The organism is Mycobacterium sp. 29Ha (assembly GCF_032883055.1).
Lineage (GTDB): Bacteria > Actinomycetota > Actinomycetes > Mycobacteriales > Mycobacteriaceae > Mycobacterium > Mycobacterium gallinarum.
On record NZ_JAMQTI010000012.1, the window covers coordinates 23490 to 42328 of the forward strand.

The 18839-nt window shown below is 64.1% G+C and carries 17 protein-coding genes and 2 pseudogenes; 12 read left to right on the forward strand and 7 right to left on the reverse strand.

The features are described 5' to 3' along the window. Positions 1 to 2 precede the first annotated feature (2 nt). Both M1248_RS16830 and M1248_RS16835 read left to right on the forward strand, forming a co-directional pair. Complete coding sequence (locus M1248_RS16830; protein WP_163724546.1) at positions 3 to 1361, forward strand: cation:proton antiporter; 1359 nt, start codon at positions 3 to 5, stop codon at positions 1359 to 1361. Positions 1362 to 1442: 81 nt separating this feature from the next. Next, entirely contained in the window at positions 1443 to 2087 is a 645-nt protein-coding gene (locus tag M1248_RS16835) for a L,D-transpeptidase (protein ID WP_317149123.1), read from the forward strand. Between the two features lie 13 nt (positions 2088 to 2100). Here the strand turns inward: M1248_RS16835 and M1248_RS16840 are convergent, their stop codons facing one another. Continuing rightward, a complete protein-coding gene (locus tag M1248_RS16840; RefSeq protein ID WP_317149124.1) occupies positions 2101 to 2991 on the reverse strand; it encodes a 3-keto-5-aminohexanoate cleavage protein in 891 nt (296 codons plus the stop codon). Positions 2992 to 3068: 77 nt separating this feature from the next. Here M1248_RS16840 and M1248_RS16845 point away from each other — a divergent pair, with 77 nt between their 5' ends. Continuing rightward, positions 3069 to 3761, forward strand: a complete 693-nt coding sequence (locus M1248_RS16845; protein WP_317149125.1) for a DsbA family protein — start codon at positions 3069 to 3071, stop codon at positions 3759 to 3761. A 451-nt stretch (positions 3762 to 4212) separates the two neighbouring features. After that, positions 4213 to 5535 (forward strand): hypothetical protein, encoded by a 1323-nt coding sequence (locus tag M1248_RS16850; RefSeq protein WP_317149126.1) that lies wholly within the window; start codon positions 4213 to 4215, stop codon positions 5533 to 5535. A gap of 19 nt (positions 5536 to 5554) precedes the next feature. Here M1248_RS16850 and M1248_RS16855 read toward each other — a convergent pair whose 3' ends face one another. Then, positions 5555 to 6364, reverse strand: a complete 810-nt coding sequence (locus tag M1248_RS16855) for an LLM class flavin-dependent oxidoreductase (protein WP_317149127.1) — start codon at positions 6362 to 6364, stop codon at positions 5555 to 5557. Positions 6365 to 6464: 100 nt separating this feature from the next. Between M1248_RS16855 and M1248_RS16860 the strand changes: the two genes are divergently transcribed. The 4 genes and pseudogenes from M1248_RS16860 to M1248_RS16875 all read left to right on the forward strand — a co-directional run. Next, positions 6465 to 7961: an FGGY-family carbohydrate kinase gene (locus tag M1248_RS16860; protein ID WP_317149128.1), complete on the forward strand. Its 1497-nt coding sequence runs from the start codon at positions 6465 to 6467 to the stop codon at positions 7959 to 7961. 19 nt (positions 7962 to 7980) lie between these two features. Then, positions 7981 to 8823 (forward strand): 4,5-DOPA dioxygenase extradiol, encoded by an 843-nt coding sequence (gene ygiD, locus M1248_RS16865; RefSeq protein ID WP_317149214.1) that lies wholly within the window; start codon positions 7981 to 7983, stop codon positions 8821 to 8823. A gap of 60 nt (positions 8824 to 8883) precedes the next feature. Further along, positions 8884 to 10302: an SDR family NAD(P)-dependent oxidoreductase gene (locus tag M1248_RS16870; RefSeq protein WP_317149129.1), complete on the forward strand. Its 1419-nt coding sequence runs from the start codon at positions 8884 to 8886 to the stop codon at positions 10300 to 10302. A 3-nt stretch (positions 10303 to 10305) separates the two neighbouring features. Then, positions 10306 to 10486, forward strand: a pseudogene (locus M1248_RS16875) (MFS transporter); the annotation flags it as partial. Between the two features lie 139 nt (positions 10487 to 10625). On the opposite strand, the gene M1248_RS16880 reads toward M1248_RS16875, so the two are convergent. Continuing rightward, entirely contained in the window at positions 10626 to 11813 is a 1188-nt protein-coding gene (locus M1248_RS16880; protein WP_317149130.1) for a cytochrome P450, read from the reverse strand. 95 nt (positions 11814 to 11908) lie between these two features. Here M1248_RS16880 and M1248_RS16885 point away from each other — a divergent pair, with 95 nt between their 5' ends. From M1248_RS16885 to M1248_RS16895, 3 genes are read left to right on the forward strand one after another with little or no spacing between them, the layout of a single operon-like run. After that, positions 11909 to 12682: an SDR family NAD(P)-dependent oxidoreductase gene (locus M1248_RS16885; protein WP_163724574.1), complete on the forward strand. Its 774-nt coding sequence runs from the start codon at positions 11909 to 11911 to the stop codon at positions 12680 to 12682. A 2-nt stretch (positions 12683 to 12684) separates the two neighbouring features. Next, entirely contained in the window at positions 12685 to 13428 is a 744-nt protein-coding gene (locus tag M1248_RS16890; RefSeq protein WP_163724577.1) for an SDR family NAD(P)-dependent oxidoreductase, read from the forward strand. A gap of 20 nt (positions 13429 to 13448) precedes the next feature. After that, positions 13449 to 14312, forward strand: coding sequence for an SDR family NAD(P)-dependent oxidoreductase (locus M1248_RS16895; protein WP_163724580.1), 864 nt, complete (start codon positions 13449 to 13451; stop codon positions 14310 to 14312). Positions 14313 to 14316: 4 nt separating this feature from the next. Here the strand turns inward: M1248_RS16895 and M1248_RS16900 are convergent, their stop codons facing one another. Then, a complete protein-coding gene (locus M1248_RS16900) occupies positions 14317 to 14940 on the reverse strand; it encodes a TetR/AcrR family transcriptional regulator (protein WP_163724583.1) in 624 nt (207 codons plus the stop codon). 104 nt (positions 14941 to 15044) lie between these two features. Here M1248_RS16900 and M1248_RS16905 point away from each other — a divergent pair, with 104 nt between their 5' ends. Further along, entirely contained in the window at positions 15045 to 15608 is a 564-nt protein-coding gene (locus M1248_RS16905; protein ID WP_163724586.1) for a nuclear transport factor 2 family protein, read from the forward strand. A 46-nt stretch (positions 15609 to 15654) separates the two neighbouring features. Here the strand turns inward: M1248_RS16905 and M1248_RS16910 are convergent. The 3 genes and pseudogenes from M1248_RS16910 to M1248_RS16920 all read right to left on the reverse strand — a co-directional run bounded on the left by M1248_RS16910 (position 15655) and on the right by M1248_RS16920 (position 18836). After that, positions 15655 to 17119: pseudogene (locus tag M1248_RS16910) on the reverse strand (aldehyde dehydrogenase family protein). 62 nt (positions 17120 to 17181) lie between these two features. Beyond that, positions 17182 to 18000: a mycofactocin-coupled SDR family oxidoreductase gene (locus M1248_RS16915; RefSeq protein WP_163724593.1), complete on the reverse strand. Its 819-nt coding sequence runs from the start codon at positions 17998 to 18000 to the stop codon at positions 17182 to 17184. Positions 18001 to 18002: 2 nt separating this feature from the next. Beyond that, a complete protein-coding gene (locus M1248_RS16920; protein ID WP_163724596.1) occupies positions 18003 to 18836 on the reverse strand; it encodes a mycofactocin-coupled SDR family oxidoreductase in 834 nt (277 codons plus the stop codon). Positions 18837 to 18839: the final 3 nt, after the last annotated feature.

Here is an 18839-nt window from a genome sequence, read left to right on the forward strand (position 1 = left end):
CCATGCCATCACTACTGGGCGTCGCCTATCACTTCTTCCTGCAGATCGCGGTCATTCTGGTGACGTACCGCCTCCTCTGGCCGCTGTTCCGCCGCCTCGGCCAGGTTCAAGTGGTCGCGATCATGGTGGCCGGATTTCTGCTCGGCCCTTCGGTATTGGGCTGGATATGGCCGGCGGCGCAGCAGTGGCTGTTCCCCACCAAGCTGACCCTCGGCGCCGAGACTTTCACGCATCCAAACCTCACCGTGATCTATGTCGTCGGTCAACTCGGGCTCGTGCTTTACATGTTTCTCGTGGGAGCGTCGTTCAAGCTCGACATCCTCGCTTCCCATTCCAGACAGGCTGGAGCCACCTCGATCGCCGGCATCGGTGTCCCGTTGATCCTCGGGGGCGTCGTCGGATGGTGGATGGTCAGTGTCGGCGGGTATTTCACCGACAAGGTGGCGCATTGGCAGGGTGGCCTGTTCCTCGCTGCGGCCGTGGCGATCACCGCGTTCCCGATGCTGGCCTGGATCGTGTACGACTCGGGGCTGCTCAACACCCGGTTGGGGACGATGTCCTTGTCCTGCGCCGCTGTTGACGACGCATGCTCGTGGGTGCTGCTGGCCACGGTGGTGTCGACCGCGAAAGGGAGCATGCTCGGTGCCGTAGTGGCGATCGGAGGCGGGCTGGCCTTCCTGATGTTCATGATCTACATCGGCCGACCGCTGCTCGCGCGACTCGAAACGTGGACACCCCGCAGTGCTGACACCGAACGCACCGGCGGTATACCGATCGCCCATTTGAGCGTCATCCTCTTGGTCGTGCTGACCGCCAGCTGGTTCACCGATATCGTCGGAATCTATTCGGTTTTCGGCGCTTTCGTGGCCGGGCTGATGATGCCGCGAGGTTCGCTGCTCGAGCTCATCCGTGAACGATTCGAGCCGCTGACGGCGTACCTTTTGTTGCCCGCGTTCTTCATCTATTCGGGGCTGAATACGCAGCTGAACTTGATTCTGGATGGCCCCACCCTTCTCATGGCGGCGATCGTCTTGGTGGTGTCGTTCGTGGCGAAGTTCGGCGCGGTCGGCCTGGCCGCGCGCTGGCAGGGCATGAGCTGGTATGAAGCGGGTTCGATGGGCGCACTCGCCAACGCCCGCGGTCTGATGGAACTGATTCTGCTCAACATCGGATTCGAGGCAGGGCTGATTTCGGGCAAGCTCTATACCATTTTGGCGCTCATGACGATCATCACGACGTTCGCCGCAACGCCGTTGCAACGGCTGTTCGGCCGTCGCCTGGCGAAGTCAGGGTCGAGGTTCGGACCGGACGGGGTGGAACGCTGCGCCGAAGTTCCGGCTCCGTCTACGTCCGCTTCGTGAGCGTGGTCGTCGGCGGCCTGCCGTTGAATCGTTATCCGACCTTGCCGCGGATGACACGTTCTCCAGCAAAGATGCGATCGTGTGAAGCTGCGTGCGCTGGCGCTCATCGGGGTGCTACTTCTGAGCCTGGCGTTGGCGGCACCCGCAACCGCGGACCGAACTGCCCAGTGGATCGTCGTCGGTGTACCGGCGGCGAACGCGACGACAGGGTCCCTGACCGCCTATCAGCGGGTCGGACAGCAATGGAAGGTGGTCCTGGGGCCAATACCCGCGAAGGTGGGAGCCCTCGGGGTCGGTGCCCCCGCTGACGGAGTGCATCGCACTCCCGTCGGGACCTTCGCGTTCGATCAGGCATTTGGCCGCCAACCGAATCCCGATACGAAAATGCCGTACTTCCAAGCCACCAGCCAGGACTGGTGGGACGAGGACGCTCAATCGCCGACCTACAACACCCACGTGCGCGGGCCGGACCGTCCTTCGTCGATAGCGGAGAACCTGTACGATTCGGGCCCCGTCTACGACTACGCCGTCAACATCGCGGTGAACCCACAGCGCATCCCTGGCCGCGTGTCCGGGATTTTCCTCCATGTGACCGACGGCAGTCCCACGTGGGGATGCATTGCGATCGGTCGCGATGAGATGCGTACCGTGCTGAACTGGCTAGATCCTTCCGCGTCTCCGCGCATCACCGTCGGTGTGGGTAATCCCTCGTTGCTCTCGACCTAGCCACCTGCCGCACCTACTGCTGAGGTGCGCAGCGCTTGCGTGGCAATCCGAGGATGCGGGCGGCCTCGTCGGGCGTCGCGATCGGTCGGCCAAACCGTTGGCACAGCGAAACGGCCTCGGCCACCAGGTCGACATTGGTCGGCGTGCGATCGCCGCCATAGAACTCCAGTCCCACGTGAAGATTGCCGCCGCGTTCGAGGGCCAATCCCGCGAGGCGATCCGCGCACAGATCCCCGCCGACGATGGAGACCGCCCACGGTACATCGCACCCGTCGAGCACTTCGAGGTAAGCCTCGAGCGCGCGTTCGGTCGGAGGCAACCCGAAAGGCGCTCCGAGGTAACCCCTTTCGGTCGAAAAGTACAACTTGATCATCGCGCCGGCGGGCAATTGACCGGCGCGCCACCACGCCATGGTGGCGCGGAGAAAGCCCGGCTCGTAGATGGCCAGACTCGGGCCCAGCTGTGCGTCACGGCAGATGTCGAACGCGCGGCCGATCACGTCGAAGGAGTTGCGGTACACGAAGCCGCCCGACGGTAGGCCGCCGGCGTCGCGGACGCCGAGGTTCACCGAGCCTGGATCGGTGATCCCGACCCGCATCCCCGCGGCGGCCAGCGGTATCAGATGCTCGTAGGAACACGAGCCGTTGGTGTCGAAGTGAATCGTCGGATAGAGCAACGCGTCTGGCCGCGCGTCGAGCACCGGCCCCCACGCCTCGAGATAGCGCTCGACGGCGTGCTCCACGCTGACGGCGGACAGGTCGATGTGGTTGTGGATGATCGCCGCGCCGGCTTCAATGCAGGCCAGGGCATCGGTCGCGATCTCGGAAGGTTCGACGGGAACGTGTGGGTTGGTGGCCTTTGACGTGACACCGTTGACCGCACATTCGATGATGACGGGATCCATCGGGATTCCTTTCGTGACGATCGACGATCTGCGATTCCACCGTTGAGATGCTCGCTACCGCAACCTAGTGTGCAGTGGTGACGAGTCGTCCGGCCTTCGTCGACTTCCATTTCGACGTGATGTGCCCCTACGCGTACCAGACCTCGCTGTGGATCCGCGAGGTACGTGATCGCACGGGCCTCGAGGTGAACTGGCGCTTCTTCAGCCTCGAGGAGATCAATCGTCAGGACGGCAAGAAACACCCGTGGGAACGCGAGTGGTCCTACGGCTGGTCGATGATGCTTATCGGCGCGCTGTTGCGGCGTCGGTCGATGGCGGACCTCGACGCGTGGTACGCCCGGGCGGGCCGTGCGCTGCACGTCGACGGGCACAAGCCGCACGAGAAGGCCGTCGCACGTCACCTGCTCGCAGAGATCGGTCTCGATCCGGAACTGGTCGACCAGGCGATCGCGGACCCGACGACCGGCGACGAGGTGCTGGCCGAGCATCAGCGGGTGGTTGATGCCGGCGGATACGGGGTGCCGACGCTGTTCTTTCCCGACGGCCAATGCCTCTTCGGGCCCGTTCTCGTCGACCCGCCCACTGGGGAGGCGGCGCTGAGGCTCTGGGATGCCGTCATCGCCTGGACGGAGTTCCCACACCTCTACGAGCTCCAGCGGCCGAAGACACCCGAAGACGGAAAGCTGATCACCGAGACATTCCGCCCGTATCTCGAGGCGCGCGATTGGGTGTCGATCAATCGGGGAGAAGTCATCAACTTCGACAGGTGACGTTCAGCGAGTCAACGTCCAAGTGACGGAATTGCGTCGGAGCCTGCAGCCGTTGGGTCAATTTCGTGTTCGGTGATCCAGCGGGTCGACATCACGCCTCCGACTGACGAGCCGCTGGGTTCAGTTCGTTGCGTTGCTTACCCATCGGATAGGAAACCCTTCCCATTCGAGGCGCGAATCTGACCTCGCAGCGATTACGGGACAAGGTCCCAAAGCCAACACTTCTTCTGGAACACGTTGTCCTCCACAGGAGGGAAAACAACCCCAGGGAGCAGTAATGGCCACCGAACACCAGGCACCCACCACGATGTGGCCGGCACCCGACCGGGTCGGAAGTGCGGGCTCATCGATCGATCGCCATCAACCCGCCAAGCATTCTCCAAGGACTCAACCTGAGCCTGGGATCAGCGCCCGAACCGTCGGAAGGGTGCGGCGACTCAGGGGAGCGACCATGGACGCAGCGACGAAGACATCGCATCAGCAGGGAATCGGTGCGAGCAGGTGCCCGTTCGCGGGATCTGCCTCCGCCCCCTCGGACAGCGGCTCGCATGTCGAGGTGACATCGCCGGCGGACCTATGGCGTGATCAGCCCGTCATCGACGCGATCGATCGCTGGTCGGCTGACGCGGCGCCCGACAGCCTGACGCTCGCGAAGCTGATCTCCGAGCACGTTCGCGCGGTCGGGAAGCATTTTCTCTCCGTTCCGATCCTGGTGCGACTGGCCGCGATCCGGCGTCAGCATGGCGCCAGCGATGCATTTCTCGACGCGTTCCTCGACGGGATCCTCGACAAGTTCGAGGGGCGCTATTACAACCGCACCTACCTGGCACTCCCGCTCCTGGAGAAGATCTGCGACGACGCGCTGTCCGGTCTAGACCCGGAGCGTATGTCGGCCCTCTTGATGGCCGACGTCGTCCGGTTCGAGTCCGCGGCCGCCGCCGCGGAGTCCACCAACGACCGGCCGGACCCGGCGACGTCACGCAAGCGCATCACGCACGCTCTGCGATTCCTGGCGAGCTTCCGGGACGCCGACACCACCGACGACGGCCGCGACGTGGACCTCGCTGGGGCACTCGAAATGCTGCCGACACTTCCCGCATCGCATGCCCGTGACTGGTTCGATGTGAGCGTCGCGCCGGTGTATGTCGCCCACGACGAGTATTTCTTCATGCGGGCCCTGCAGGCGCACGAGATGGTCTTCACGACGCTGGCCGCGGATCTGCGCGCGGCCACGACTTCACTTCGCGATGGACGCTTTGCGGACGCGCTGTGCAGCCTGGAGCACGCGAACAACATCTACCCGCGGGCGGCGATGTTGTTCCGGCTGGTCGCCACGATGCGTGTCGACCATTTCCACGCCTTCCGGGAGTTCACTCAGGGCGCCAGTGCGATCCAGTCCGAGCAGTACAAGCGCTTCGAAATCGCCTGCGGCACACCGCCAGCCGAGCGCCTGCGCTCAGACGCTTTCACGAACGTCCCCGCGGTGCGGGCCGATGCGACGGCCGGCCACGACAGTCTCTCCCAGGCCTACCTGGATGCCCGCAGGGACGACATGTTCACGGTCGATCAATGGGACGTCCTCGACGCCGCGCTGAACAAGCTCGAAAGCAGTCATCAGCGTTGGAAGGCCACCCATCACTCACTTGCCGCGCGGATGCTCGGGGAGGCTCACGGCTCCGGCCACACCGAGGGTGTTCCGTACCTTCGCAAGTGCCTGGATAATCGGCTCTTCTGGCGGCTCGCCGACTACTTGGAGGGCTCGAAGGCGCGTTGAGCCGTCAGCGCGCAGCCGGTCATTTCAAGGGTCCCTCGCGGATCACCCCGCGGACCAGATCCACAGTCGTCGACGCCCAGGGGAACTCCACCATCCACCAGGTCGCCCCTGCCGCGATGTATGGGGCCGGATCTGTCCCAGGGGACAGGGGGACCACGAAATCGAAGTCGTCTTTGGGACCCAGCGCATTGATATCGGCGACCGCTTCGGCAGCCTGGTCAGCGGTTTCCAGGAATACCGGGAAGTACCCGTCGTAGCGCGCGGCGCGGCGCCGTGGCCGCTTGTTCCCGATCAAGCCTGCGACCCATATCGGAATCCGCGGTTGTTGGACCGGCCGAGGTAAGAAGCGCACTCCGTCGACGGTGTAGTGCTCGCCCCGATGGACGACCTCCTCGCCGGTCCAGGCGCGGGTGACCACCTCCAATGATTCATCGAGCATCGCCGCGCGTTTACGGTCGTCGACCTCTTCTCCGGTCTTGGTGTATTCGACGCCGTAAGCGTCACTTCCCAGGCCCACACCGAAGGTCAGACGGCCCCCACTGAGGACGTCCAGAGTCGCCGTCTCTTTGGCGACCTTGGCCGGGCGTCGGCGTGCAAGTGGCGTCACCATCGGACCGATCCGAATACGCGACGTGGCAGTTGCCATGGCCGCCAGAGTGATCCATGGGTCAGCTATCGCCGATATCGGTTCGCACCAACGCAGATGATCCCAGACGAACACACCCGTCCAGCCCGCTTCTTCCGCTTCAGCGGAAAGCCGTGCAACGGTTACCGGGTCGGCGAGTGCTTCGAACGGAGGTAAGAAGAGTCCGGAGCCGACTGTCCTCATCGAATCAGCGTCCCGCATTCGTCACACGTTGTCAGCCGAAACAGCTATCAACGTCGGGTTTCCCGGGTCTTTTGATCGGGGTCAGACGTAGGGTTGTCGGGTGGACCTGGTGCTCGGCATCGATCTGGGAACGGGCAGCAGCAAGGGCGTCCTGGTAGACGGTTTCGGGTCGGTCATCGCCACCGAGACCATTGCTCATGCGATCGAGTTGCCGCGCCCCGGATGGGCCGAGGTCGATGCTGAGCGGCTGTGGTGGCGCGAGGTCTGCGAGATCAGCCGAAAACTGACCGCTCGGCTACCCGTCGGCGCGGGGATCAAGGCCATGTGTGTCAGCGGTGTCGGGCCGTGTCTGGTGCTCTGCGACGCAGAGTTGCGCCCGTTGCGGCCCGCCATCCTCTACGGCATCGATACGCGTGCCACTGTCGAAATCGAGCTTCTGACCGAGGGATTGGGTGCTGACGCCATCCTCGACCAAGCTGGCACGGTCTTGTCGAGCCAGGCCGTGGGCCCCAAGCTGGAGTGGGTGTACCGGCACGAGCCGGAGGTGTTCGCCAAAGCGGCGGGCTGGTATGGGTCCAACTCCTACATCGCCGCCAAGCTCACCGGTGAATACGTGATGGACCATCACACTGCCAGCCAGTGCGATCCCCTCTACGCGACTCGCGATTTCGACTGGAACCTGCAGTGGGCCGAGCGCATTTGCAGACACTTGCCCCTCCCGAGGTTGGTCTGGCCCACCGAGGTGATAGGCACGGTGCGTCCCGATGCGGCGGATGCCACCGGCGTACCGACAGGCACACCGGTGGTGGCGGGCACCGTCGATGCGTACGCCGAAGCGTTTTCGGCCGGGGTACGGCATCCCGGAGATCTCATGCTCATGTACGGATCGACGATGTTCCTCGTCCAGGTCATCGACGAGTACCACCCCGACCCCACGTTGTGGACCACGGCCGGTGTCGAGCGTGGCACCCTCGCGCTGGCCGCAGGCACCTCTACCGCCGGAAGCCTCATCGCATGGCTGCAAACCATCACCGGCGACGCCCCACTCGACGAGTTGATGGCCGAGGCCGGCGCCGTCCCACCGGGCAGCGAAGGTCTGCTGATGCTGCCCTACTTCGCCGGAGAGCGCACACCGGTGTTCGATCCGCAGGCCCGTGGCGTGGTGGCCGGCTTGACACTTCGCCATGGCCGCGGACACCTGGTTCACGCGGCGTACGAAGGGATTTCATTCGGCATCAGGCAGATCTTGGAACGATTCGACGACGCCGGCAGCAGCACGCGGACCGTCGCGGTGGGTGGCGGCCTACGCAGCCCGCTGTGGGCGCAGACGCTCAGCGACATCACCGGACGCGTCCAGCTGGTACCGGAGCAGGCGATCGGCGCCAGCTACGGCGATGCACTGCTCGCGGCGATCGGGATCGGCATGGTGCCGGGCGACACCGATTGGGCGAGAATCGAGCGCGAGATCGTGCCGAATCCGGCCGCGGTCAGTTTCTATGACGACCTCTACGGCACCTGGCGCGAGCTGTATCCATCGACCAAGGACGTGGTGCATCAGCTGACCGAATCCCACCCCGTCCGAGATGCGCAACACTGATGAGGTGACAGGCGCCCTGATGCCCGCGGCGTTCATCGGACACGGCAGCCCCATGAACGCGATCGAGACAAACCGCTATACCGAGGCGTGGCGGGAGTTCGGCGCCGCCGTGCCCACGCCGCGCGCGATCCTCGTGATAAGCGCGCACTGGTACATCAACGCGACGGCAGTGACTGCGATGTCGAAGCCGCGCACCATCCACGACTTCTTCGGCTTCCCCGACGAGTTGTTCGCCGTCGACTATCCCGCACCGGGCTTGCCCGACCTCGCGGAAGAAGTCGCTGAACTCGTCAAGCCGACCTGGGTCGGCGCAGACATCGACAGCTGGGGCATCGACCACGGCACCTGGTCCGTTCTGGCCCATGCGTTTCCGGACGCCTCGATCCCAGTGGTTCAATTGTCGATCAACGCTGACAAGCCATTCGACTATCACTTTGACCTCGGTGCGCGACTTGCGGGCCTGCGCGAGAACGGTGTGCTCATTCTCGGGAGCGGCAACATCGTCCACAATCTCGGGCAGCTTCGCTGGGACATGGCCGACGGTGGATTCGACTGGGCGCGGCGTTTCGACGACGCTGCGCGAGAAAGCATGACGCAAGCCCCCGAAGATTTCGCCGGGTTGTCTGGCCACCGGGATTTCGGTGCCGCGGTCCCCACTCCGGACCACTACATCCCGTCGCTGTACTTCGCGGGTCTGGCCGCCCAGGCGGACGCGCCGGCCGGCGTTCTTGTTGCGGGCTGCGCGTACGGATCGTTGTCGATGACGGCCTACACGCTGGGGGTGACGTGCGAGCCTGACGCCGACGATCGCGGCGCACCCGCCACCGCACCCGAGTCCCCGGCCGATCAGTCCAACATTTGAGCCTGCTACCTGGCCCTTTTGAATTCGGGGATTCGGGGGACGTTGCCATACTCTTCCTGGGTGAACGCGATCGACCCAGACAAGCTCAACGTCTGCCTCCAGGTGTTGGCCGACGTCGAGTCCTTGCCGCCTGAGCACCCGGACGCCGTCGCGGTACGCCTGGCCACCGCCAAAGTGTTCAAGGCGGTGAAGAAGGCCCGCCGCGACGCGAAGCGCGAGGCAGTGGCCACCGCCGACCACGCCGTCACCGCCGCTACCGCGACCGGCGCACCCGGCCGCATCGACGACGAGACCCAGGGGCTTCCGCTGGTGTCTGCCGCGGTGGGCGCCACGGCGGGCACATTGCGGCGGCCGCGTGCCTGCTACATGTGCAAGAACCGCTACACCGTGGTCGACGCCTTCTACCACCAGCTCTGCCCGGAGTGCGCCGCGTTCAATCGCGCCAAGCGCGATGCCCGCACCGATCTCGAGGGACGGAGCGCCCTGCTCACCGGTGGCCGCGCCAAGATCGGCATGTACATCGCGCTCCGGCTGCTCCGCGACGGGGCCCACACGACGATCACCACTCGCTTCCCGAACGACGCCGTCCGACGGTTCGCGTCGATGCCCGACAGTGCCGACTGGCTGCACCGGTTGCGGATCGTCGGCATCGACCTACGCGATCCCGCTCAGGTGGTCGCGCTCGCCGACACCGTGGCCGAGCGCGGTCCACTGGACATTCTGATCAACAATGCGGCGCAGACCGTGCGACGCTCACCGGGGTCCTACTCGGCCCTCGTCGAGGGCGAACGGACTCCGCCGCCGCAGCTTGTTGACGTCGTCACGTTCGATCACGTCAGTGACGCCCATCCGGCCGCACTCGCGGGAAGCCTTGCCGAGCACCAAAAGCCGCACGCGGTCACCGAATTGGCGCTGACCGCGCGCAGTGCCTCTCCGCAACGGATCGCCGCGGGCACCGCCATCGACGCGGGTGGTCTGCTGCCCGACACTGCATCGATCAACAGCTGGACCCAACGTGTGCACGAGGTGGACGCGATGGAATTGCTCGAGGTTCAGCTGTGCAACCAGACCGCGCCGTTCATTTTGGTGAGTCGCCTGCGCCCTGCGATGGCCGCCTCGCCGGCCCGACGCAAGTACGTCGTGAACGTGTCGGCGATGGAGGGGCAGTTCAGCCGCGCCTACAAGGGTCCGGGACACCCGCACACCAACATGGCCAAGGCCGCGCTGAACATGCTCACTCGTACCAGCGCCGCCGAAATGCTCGAGCGTGACGGCATTCTCATGACCGCGGTCGATACCGGCTGGATCACCGACGAGCGGCCGCACCCGACGAAGCTACGGCTCGCAGACGAGGGTTTCCACGCCCCGCTCGACCTCGTCGACGGAGCCGCCCGCGTGTATGACCCCATCGTGCGCGGAGAACTCGGCGAAGACCTGTATGGCTGCTTCCTCAAGGACTACTCGCCGAGCAACTGGTAGCGAGCACTCATCAGCGTGGGGCCGCTCCTGGGTGCCATGCGTGAATCGCTCGCGCCTCGGCCACCCGGGCGGGCGTGCTGACCACACCGCCCGGACTGTGCTTTGCCGCAGCGGGGGTGACCGCGCCGTGGCTGGCGCGAAGATGGGACTCCAGCACGCGATCAGTGCGGCGTTGGTGATGCTGCATCGGGCCCGTTCTTCGGACTTCGTCATGACGTGACCCATGGCTGGACCGTGGCAGGGATCTTCGTCTTGGTGATCTACCTGCTGCAGGTGACGATGGCGGGCTTGTCGGCCGTAATCGCTGATATGGGCGGCGCGTATCACGCCACGACGGCCGGCATGGTGTCCCAGCCGCGCACCGTGGAGGTACGTGACCGACGAGCCCCGGTCATGTCGATATCCCATTCGGGCCACCGCTTGAGTACCTCTTCGAGTGCGACGCGGCCCTCGAGGCGGGCCAGTGGGGCGCCGACGCAGAAGTGCGCACCGCGCCCGAAAGTGAGATGGCCGCCCGGCTTTCGGTGGATATCGAACGTATCGGGGTTGTCGAAGTGCCGTTCGTCGCGGTTGGCCGAGGCCAGCATCATGAGCAAGGCACTGCCAGCGGGGATGGCCTGCCCTTGGAAGACCACGTCCTCCGTGGCGACATAACGTGCGACGTGCGGCCCCGGCGGCTCGAATCGAAGCAGCTCCTCGATGGCGGTGGGAATTCGCGAATGGTCCGCGGCGAGTTCCTTCCGTTGATTGGGGTGTTCACCCAGTACCTTGCCCATCCAGCCGAAAAGACGACCCGTCGTCTCGACGCCGGCACCCGCTACGACTGCGAGGAACACGATGAGCTCCTGCTTCGTCAACTTCCGCGTGGTGCCGGTCTCGTCCTCGAACTCCACGTTGAGCAACTCGGTGATCAGGTCGTCGGATGGGTTGTTCTCGCGCCACTCGACGTACTCGCCGAACATTTCACCGGTGAAGTAGTGGTCTTTCTTGATGTTCATTGGCTTCCCAGGATCGTTGCGTAGCACCTGATTGGCGTGAGCCCGCACCGCAGGCTGTTCGGCATCGGGGATGCCCGCGAGCATGCCGATTGTGCGCATCGGCAGTTCAGCACCCAGGTCCTGGACGAAGTCGAAGCGGGTACCGCCGACGAGCGGATCGAGGCACGCGACACAGAATGCACGGATCTTGTCCTCTATGGCCCGCATCTTCTTCGGAGTGAAGGCTCTCGACACGATCGCTCGGTGAATCGTGTGTAGCGGAGGGTCCTCGTTGATGAAGATGCCGGGAGGCATGACGGGATCCGCCATCACAACCTCCAGTATGTCGCCCTTGGACGAGCTGAGCCGTGTCGTATCCTTCAGTGCCGCATCAACATCGGCGTAGCGACTCACTCCCCAGAAGTTATGCCGCTCGTTGTAATAGATAGGGCACTCGTCCCGCAAGCGCCGGTAGGTCGGATACGGGTCGAGGTCGATGTCGACGTTCCACGGGTCGTAATGAAGATCGTTCAACGTCCGCTCCAGGCTGGTTGCGATATTGCGCTATACAGTCGTACAGTAATCTAACGCTGTACGACCGTACAACCAGGATCCGCAAAAGGAGCAGAATGGGCAGCAGCCGGTTCGCACTCGACGGGCGTGTCGCAGTTGTTACGGGCGGTGGCACCGGCATCGGACGCGGGGTGGCGCTGGTGCTCGCCGAATACGGCGCCGACGTCGTGCTGGCCGGCAGGCGGCCCGACCCGCTCCACGCCACCGCTGAGGAGGTGCGCAAGATCGGCAACTTCACGCTGGTGGTACCGACCGACGTCACCACCGCGCAGGCTTGTCGCGATCTGGTCGATACGACCATCTCTGAGTTCGGCAGAATCGACATTCTGGTCAACTGTGCCGGCGGCGCTGAAACGAAGTCGATCATGAAATGGCCCGACGATGACTTCGAGAACGTGCTCGCCTTGAATTTCAAAGCCGTCTGGCATCTTTCGAAGGCAGCGGCCAGACCGATGATGGCGCAGGGTAAGGGTGCCATCGTCAACATCTCGTCTGGCGCCAGTCTGTTGGCCATGCCACAAGCCGCGCCGTATGGAGCGGCCAAGGCGGCGGTGAACAATCTGACCGGATCAATGGCCGCCGCGTGGGCCACGAAAGGCATCCGGGTCAACGCGATCGCCGTCGGCGCGGTCCGTGCGGCCACGTTGACCGACGATGCCGCCCGGTACGGGATGGATCCCGAGGTGATCGCGATGACCAATGGCCTTGGGCGACTCGGTGAACCCGACGAAATCGCCTACGGCGTTCTGTTTTTCGCATCGGACGCATCGAGCTTCTGTTCGGGTCAGACGCTCTACATGCACGGTGCACCGGGTAACGCCGGGGTGTGACTATGAACCGGACAGCAGTGGTCACCGGCGGCGGGTCCGGTTTGGGTCGGTCGATCAGCGTCAAGCTCGCCGCCGACGGCCATCGGGTCGCCGTCCTGGACGTGAACACCGAGAGTGCCGAGACGGTCGTTGCCGAGATCCGAGCCGCGGGAGGCATGGCCGGACCGATTGCGGTCGACGTGTCCGACGAGTCGGCCGTGGTATCCGCCTTCGCCGCCGTGCGTGACGAATTCGGTCCCCCTGAGATCCTGGTGACCAGCGCCGCGATCGCGGGGTTCACACGATTCGACATGATCACCCTCGATGAGTGGAACCGCTATCTGGCCGTGAATCTCACCGGCACATTCCTGTGCGCCAGAGCGGTGCTGACGGACATGGTGGCGGCGAAGTGGGGTCGCATCGTCACCATCTCGTCGGCCGCGGGCCAACAGGGCGCACCCGCGCAGGGGCACTACTCCGCAACGAAGGGGGGAGTGATCGCGATGACGAAGACGATCGCGCTGGACTACGCCAGGCACGGCATCACAGCCAACACGGTGCCGCCGTTCATCATCGACTCGCCGATGCTGCGCCAACAGCAGCAAGCTGGAAAGCTGCCTCCCGCAGATCTTCTCGCCAAGTCAATCCCCGCTCGGCGCCTGGGACAGGGTGACGACGTCGCCGCGGTGTGCTCGTTTCTCTGCTCGGACGGTGCCGGCTACGTCAACGGCCAGGTGATCGGTGTCAACGGCGGCGCCGTCGTGTGATGTCAGCCGAGGAGCCGTCGATGTCTGATCAGACCCCCATCGCTGTGGTGACGGGTGCCAGTCGGGGCGCGGGGGCGGGCATCGCCCGAGCGTTGGGCAGCCACGGCTGCACGGTGTATGTCACGGGTCGAACCCGAACCGGCACGGAGGCCTCGACGAGGGGCACCATCGACGAGACCGCTGCGCAGGTCACTGATCTGGGAGGACAAGGCATTGCGGTCGAAGTCGATCACGGCGACGATGGCCAGGTCCAAGGACTGTTCGAACGCATCCGGAGTGATCAGGGCCGGTTGGACATCCTGGTCAACAACGCGGCCATCATCCGCGACGAGATGATGGGCCGGACCAGATTCTGGGAGGAACCGCTGTCAGTCCTGGACACGTTGGATGTCGGACTCCGTAGCAGCTACGTGGCCACCGTGTATGCCGCGCCGCTGATGCTCCCGCAGGGGCGGGGTCTGGTGGCGTTCTCATCGTCCTCGGGTGCTGTGCACTACGCCTTCGGCCCCGCCTACGGCGTGCCGAAAGCGGGCACCGACAAGATGGCGGCCGACATGGCCGTCGACTTCAGGGATTTTGGCATCGCCACCGTCTCGATATGGATGGGTTCACTACTGACCGACCGCGTAAAGCAGATCATTGCGAGCAATCCAGACAAGTTCGGTCACATCCTGGACACCGCGGAAACGCCCGAGCTGACCGGGCACGTGATCTGGGCGCTATACAAGGACCCGGGATTGATGTCCGTCAGCGGGCAAACGCTGCTCGGTGCCGAACTGGCCGTGAAGTACGGAATCACCGACGACGGTGGTCGTCAACCACCCTCTTACCGTGAACTTTTCGACGTACACCCCCATCGGCAGGGTACGCACGTCATGCGCTGACGCCCTATCGCTTTCGCTGAGGAGTCGGCTTACGCTTGGTTCGAGGCTCCACGGAATCGATGTAGCGCTCGAACGCCTCGGTGACTTCGGCGTGCGCCGACTTGACGCCGATGCCCTTCTCGAGGTTCAGGAATTTCGGTAGCCCAGACATCAACAGTTGCAGGGCAGGCAACGAGAGATCGCCGATCGGTCGTGCACCCTTGCCGTACTTGGCGACGAGTGCGTTCAGCTGGACCCTGCGCACACTTTCGGTCACTGCGGCGATCTCGTTCCGGATGGACTTTCGGTGGTTGCCCAGAGCCATGAACTCCGTGATGAGCGCACCGGTGGCCTCATCCCAAGAGTATTCCCACACCGCCCGTAGGGGATCGCCCGAACGACGTTCGAGCGCTTCGGTGAGAAGCGCCAGATTGCGCTCCGAATACCGTCGAATCGCGGCGACGAAAATGTCGTCGAGATTGGGGAAGTAGTACTGAACCAGGCTCGGCGTAACGCCCGCCTTCGAGGCCAACGCCCGGTAGGAGACGCTGGCGTAGCCCTCTTCGAGCATCATCTTTTCGACGCAGTCGAGCAGGTTCTCACGCGTCTTCGAGGTCTCCGCGCCCACGCGTCGCGCCGATGTCGCCATGGCACTCCATTCCGGTCGGTCATGCCATTCTGCTATACGAACGTCTGCTGTACAGTCGTATAGTGTCGCCAGGTGGGGCGACCCGCCTGACTGGCAGGAGAACGATGACCGTCGACGCGGACTTGGACGCGCTAGCTCGGGACGTGCGCTACCTCATGGACCGCTCTGAGATCCTTGATTGCATCTCACGCCACGCGCGTGGCTGCGACCGCCATGACATCGACCTGATCACGTCGGCCTACCACGCAGACGGTGTCGACGAACACGGTGATGCGGTCAATCCGGGCCCTGGATATGGCGGGTGGGCAAATGAAGCACACGCCTCAACATCGCGCGTGCACACACACAACATCACCACCCACACCTGTGAGATCGACGGAGACACCGCACACGCGGAGAGCTACGCGATCGTCGTGCTCATCAGTCCGGACTCGAAGAGCGCCCAGTTCATCACGGGCCGATATATCGACCGGCTGGAGAGGCGAGACAGTCAGTGGCGCATCGCTGTTCGTCGTTCGACTGTCGAGGGTATGTTCCTCGCCGATGCCAGGGTCCTGCAGTCGTCGTTCTTCGTCGAGAAGGGCTACCCCGTGGGGACGCGGGACCGCTCAGACCTCTCGTATCAGCGTCCACTGGCCATCGACACCCCGGCGCCTGCTCGCTGGTGAGCCCCGTCGCGTTGCACCACCGGATTACGTGTGAGTTCGCAAAGCCTCAGTTCGCGGCGATGCGAATGTTTTTCACTTGAAGGAACTCCTGAAGACCTTGGAGCCCGCCGGAGCGGCCGAACCCGCTCTGTTTGTATCCACCGTAGGGACTTTGCGGCTCGATATCGCTGTGCGAGTTGACCCATACAGAACCCGCTTCCAGCTTCCGTGCCACGCGGTGGGCACGATTGAGATTTGACGTGAATACGTAGGCGTTCAGTCCGTAAACGGTGTCATTGGCTGTCCGGACTGCCTCCGCTTCGTGGGTGAAGCGCGTCACGGCGACGACGGGACCGAACGTCTCCTGCTGCACCAACGGGGATCGGTCGTTCACCTCGGAAAACACGGTCGGTTCTACGAAAAACCCCTCGGCGAGTTCACCTTCCATCCGGTGCCCACCGGATAGCAGCTTGCCCCATCCGTGATTCACAGCATCGTCGATGACGCCGACTATTCGTTCAGCAGCAGATTCACTGACCACCGGCCCGAACATCACGTCCGGTCGCAGCGGGTCACCGATGGTCACCGAGCTGATCGTGGCGAGAAACTTCTCGACGAATTCTTCGTATACATCGTCTTGGATCAGAATCCGGCTCGCGCACGCGCAACTCTGCCCCGACTGTCCAAGGGGGCCCTGGAACGCAGCCGTCGCGGCGGCGGCATCGATGTCCGCATCGTCAAACACCACCATGGCGGCGTTGCCTCCGAGCTCAGCGGTGACCGGGGTCAGGTTCTGCGAAGCCGCCTGGATGACTGAACGCGCCGTCTTCTGGCCGCCGGTGAAGTGAATCTTGCTGACGCCGGGGTGACGGACCAACGCTTGACCGCCGTCAGCACCGGCGGTGACGACGTTGACCAGACCGGCAGGCAGGCCGGCTTCCAGACAAATCTCGCCGAAGCGCACGGGTGCCAGCGGTGCGAGTTCGGATGGTTTGAGCACCACGGCGTTACCAGCCGCCAAAGCAGGGGCGACGGCCAAGCCGATCACCACCAGCGGGCCATTCCACGGCGTGATCACGCCGACCACGCCGAAGGGTTCGTGCTCGGTGATGTTCAGCGCCGAGCTGGCTTCGACGTGGGAGGTGGTGCCTAGTGGCTTGTCGATATAGCCGGCGTAGTAGCGCAGGAACCGCTCAGTCAGAACCCCATTGGCGGACATCAGGCGCGGGACGCCGTAGTCGTGTACGTTCAGCAGGCTGAGTTCGTCCTGATGATCACCAACGGCGTCGGCCAGATCCATCAGAATGGCGCGGCGCTTGTCGACCGTCCACGATGCCCATTCCCGTTGCGCCTCAACGCCACTGCTCACCGCGAGCTCGATCTCCGGCTATCTCGGTGCTGAAGTTCACCTGTCCGGTGCCGGGGTAGACGTGTTGGTAGGTGCCGCCCGAGGCGTCGGTGACGTGGTCTCCGCCGATCAACAGCGGTCCGCTACGAAGACGGTCCGGTATCGCGGTGTCCGCGGCGGTCATGTCCGGGCCCCTCGCTGGTGCTCAGCAACAAGTCGACGGGGTTGATTAAAGTTCATGTGTACCTATCTGATTGACACGCCTGCGTCGACCTTGAACTCCAACCCGGTCACGTAGCGAGACTCATCGGAGACGAGAAACAGCACCGCGTTGCTGACATCGACGGCTTCGATGAGCGCGGCGGGTAGCGCGTTGAGGAAGAGGGGGACAAGGTCGGTTCGTGAGGTCATCTGGTCGTGCATCGATGGCGGTGCCATCCCGGTCATCACCCCGGTCGGATGAACTGTGTTGACCCGAATACTCTGCGCGGCAAGTTCATTGGCCAAGGCGCGTGACATGCCGACGATACCGTGTTTGGAGGCTGTGTAGGGGACATGCAACGGTGTGCCCTTGACGCCCGCGGACGAGCTGATGTTCACCAGACTGCCGCCGCCCTGTTCGACCAGATGGGGGATCACCGCGGCGCAGGTGTTCCAGACCCCGATGAGGTTCACGTCGACCACGACGCGCCACTGTTCTGCCGTCGTGACATCCCAGGTGCCGACCGTGAGGACGCCGGCGTTGGCCACGGCGGCGTCCAGACCGCCCAGTTCTTCGGCTGCCGCGTCGACGGCGCCCTTCATCGCGGCCTCGTCACGCACATCCGTCACGCATGTGATCGCCGTGCGGCCGTGTTCACGAACCAGGCGTGCCGTCTCCTCCAAATCTGCTTCGGTCGACAGCGGGTAGTCCAATTCGTCTATGGGAGCGCAGATGTCGACCAGTACGAGGTCCGCGCCTTCTTCGGCGAGCCGGACGGCATGGCTGCGGCCCATACCGCGGGCCGCGCCGGTGACCACGATCCGTTTACCGGCCGCGCGGCCGACCGGTTCATTGCCCGCCACGGTCAGAGCTTGTTGCAGAAGCCGGCGTCAACCGGGAACGTCACGCCGGTCACGTATTTGGCTTCGTCGGATACCAGATACGCAATGGCGGCGCTGATGTCTTCTGGCTCGAGCATCTCGACAGGCATCGGGTTCTGCAGGTGCGGACCACCGCCGGGATAGTTCTCCAAGAACTCGGTCATCACCGGGTTTGTCGCCATCATCGTGTTGACCGCAGTCGGATGCACTGTGTTCACACGAATGCTCAACGGCGCCAATCCGTTCGCGAGTGTGCGCATGAGTCCCACGATTCCGTGCTTGGATGCTGCATAACCGAGACCACCCCCCTGGACGCCGCCGAAACCCCTCAGTCCGGCGGTGGAACTGGTGAAGATGATCACGCCACCCCGGTTACCGGCGATGAGGTGCGGGATACATGCGAACGCGGCGTGATAGGAACCGTCTAGGTTGACGGCGGTCACCGCTCGCCACTGCTCGAGTTCTTCTTCGATGCTCAGCTCGCGGAACGCCAGGGGCGAGATGCCCGCGTTGGCCAATACGATGTCGAGGCGTCCGAAGAACTCCACTCCCGCGTCCACTGCTGCCTTGACGGCGTGGAAGTCGCGCACGTCCGCCACTGTCCCGAGCATTTTCCCACCGGCTTGCTCGACGAGATCCACCGTCGCGTCTAATTCTTCGCGCGATGCCATCGGGTAGTGGTTGGCGGCGATGTCTGCGCAGATGTCGATGCCAATGATGTTCGCGCCCTCACGCGCCAGTCGCACTGCGTGGCTGCGACCCTGGCCTCGCGCTACCCCGGTGATGAAAGCGACTTTCTGCTCGAGTGATCTCGACACTGT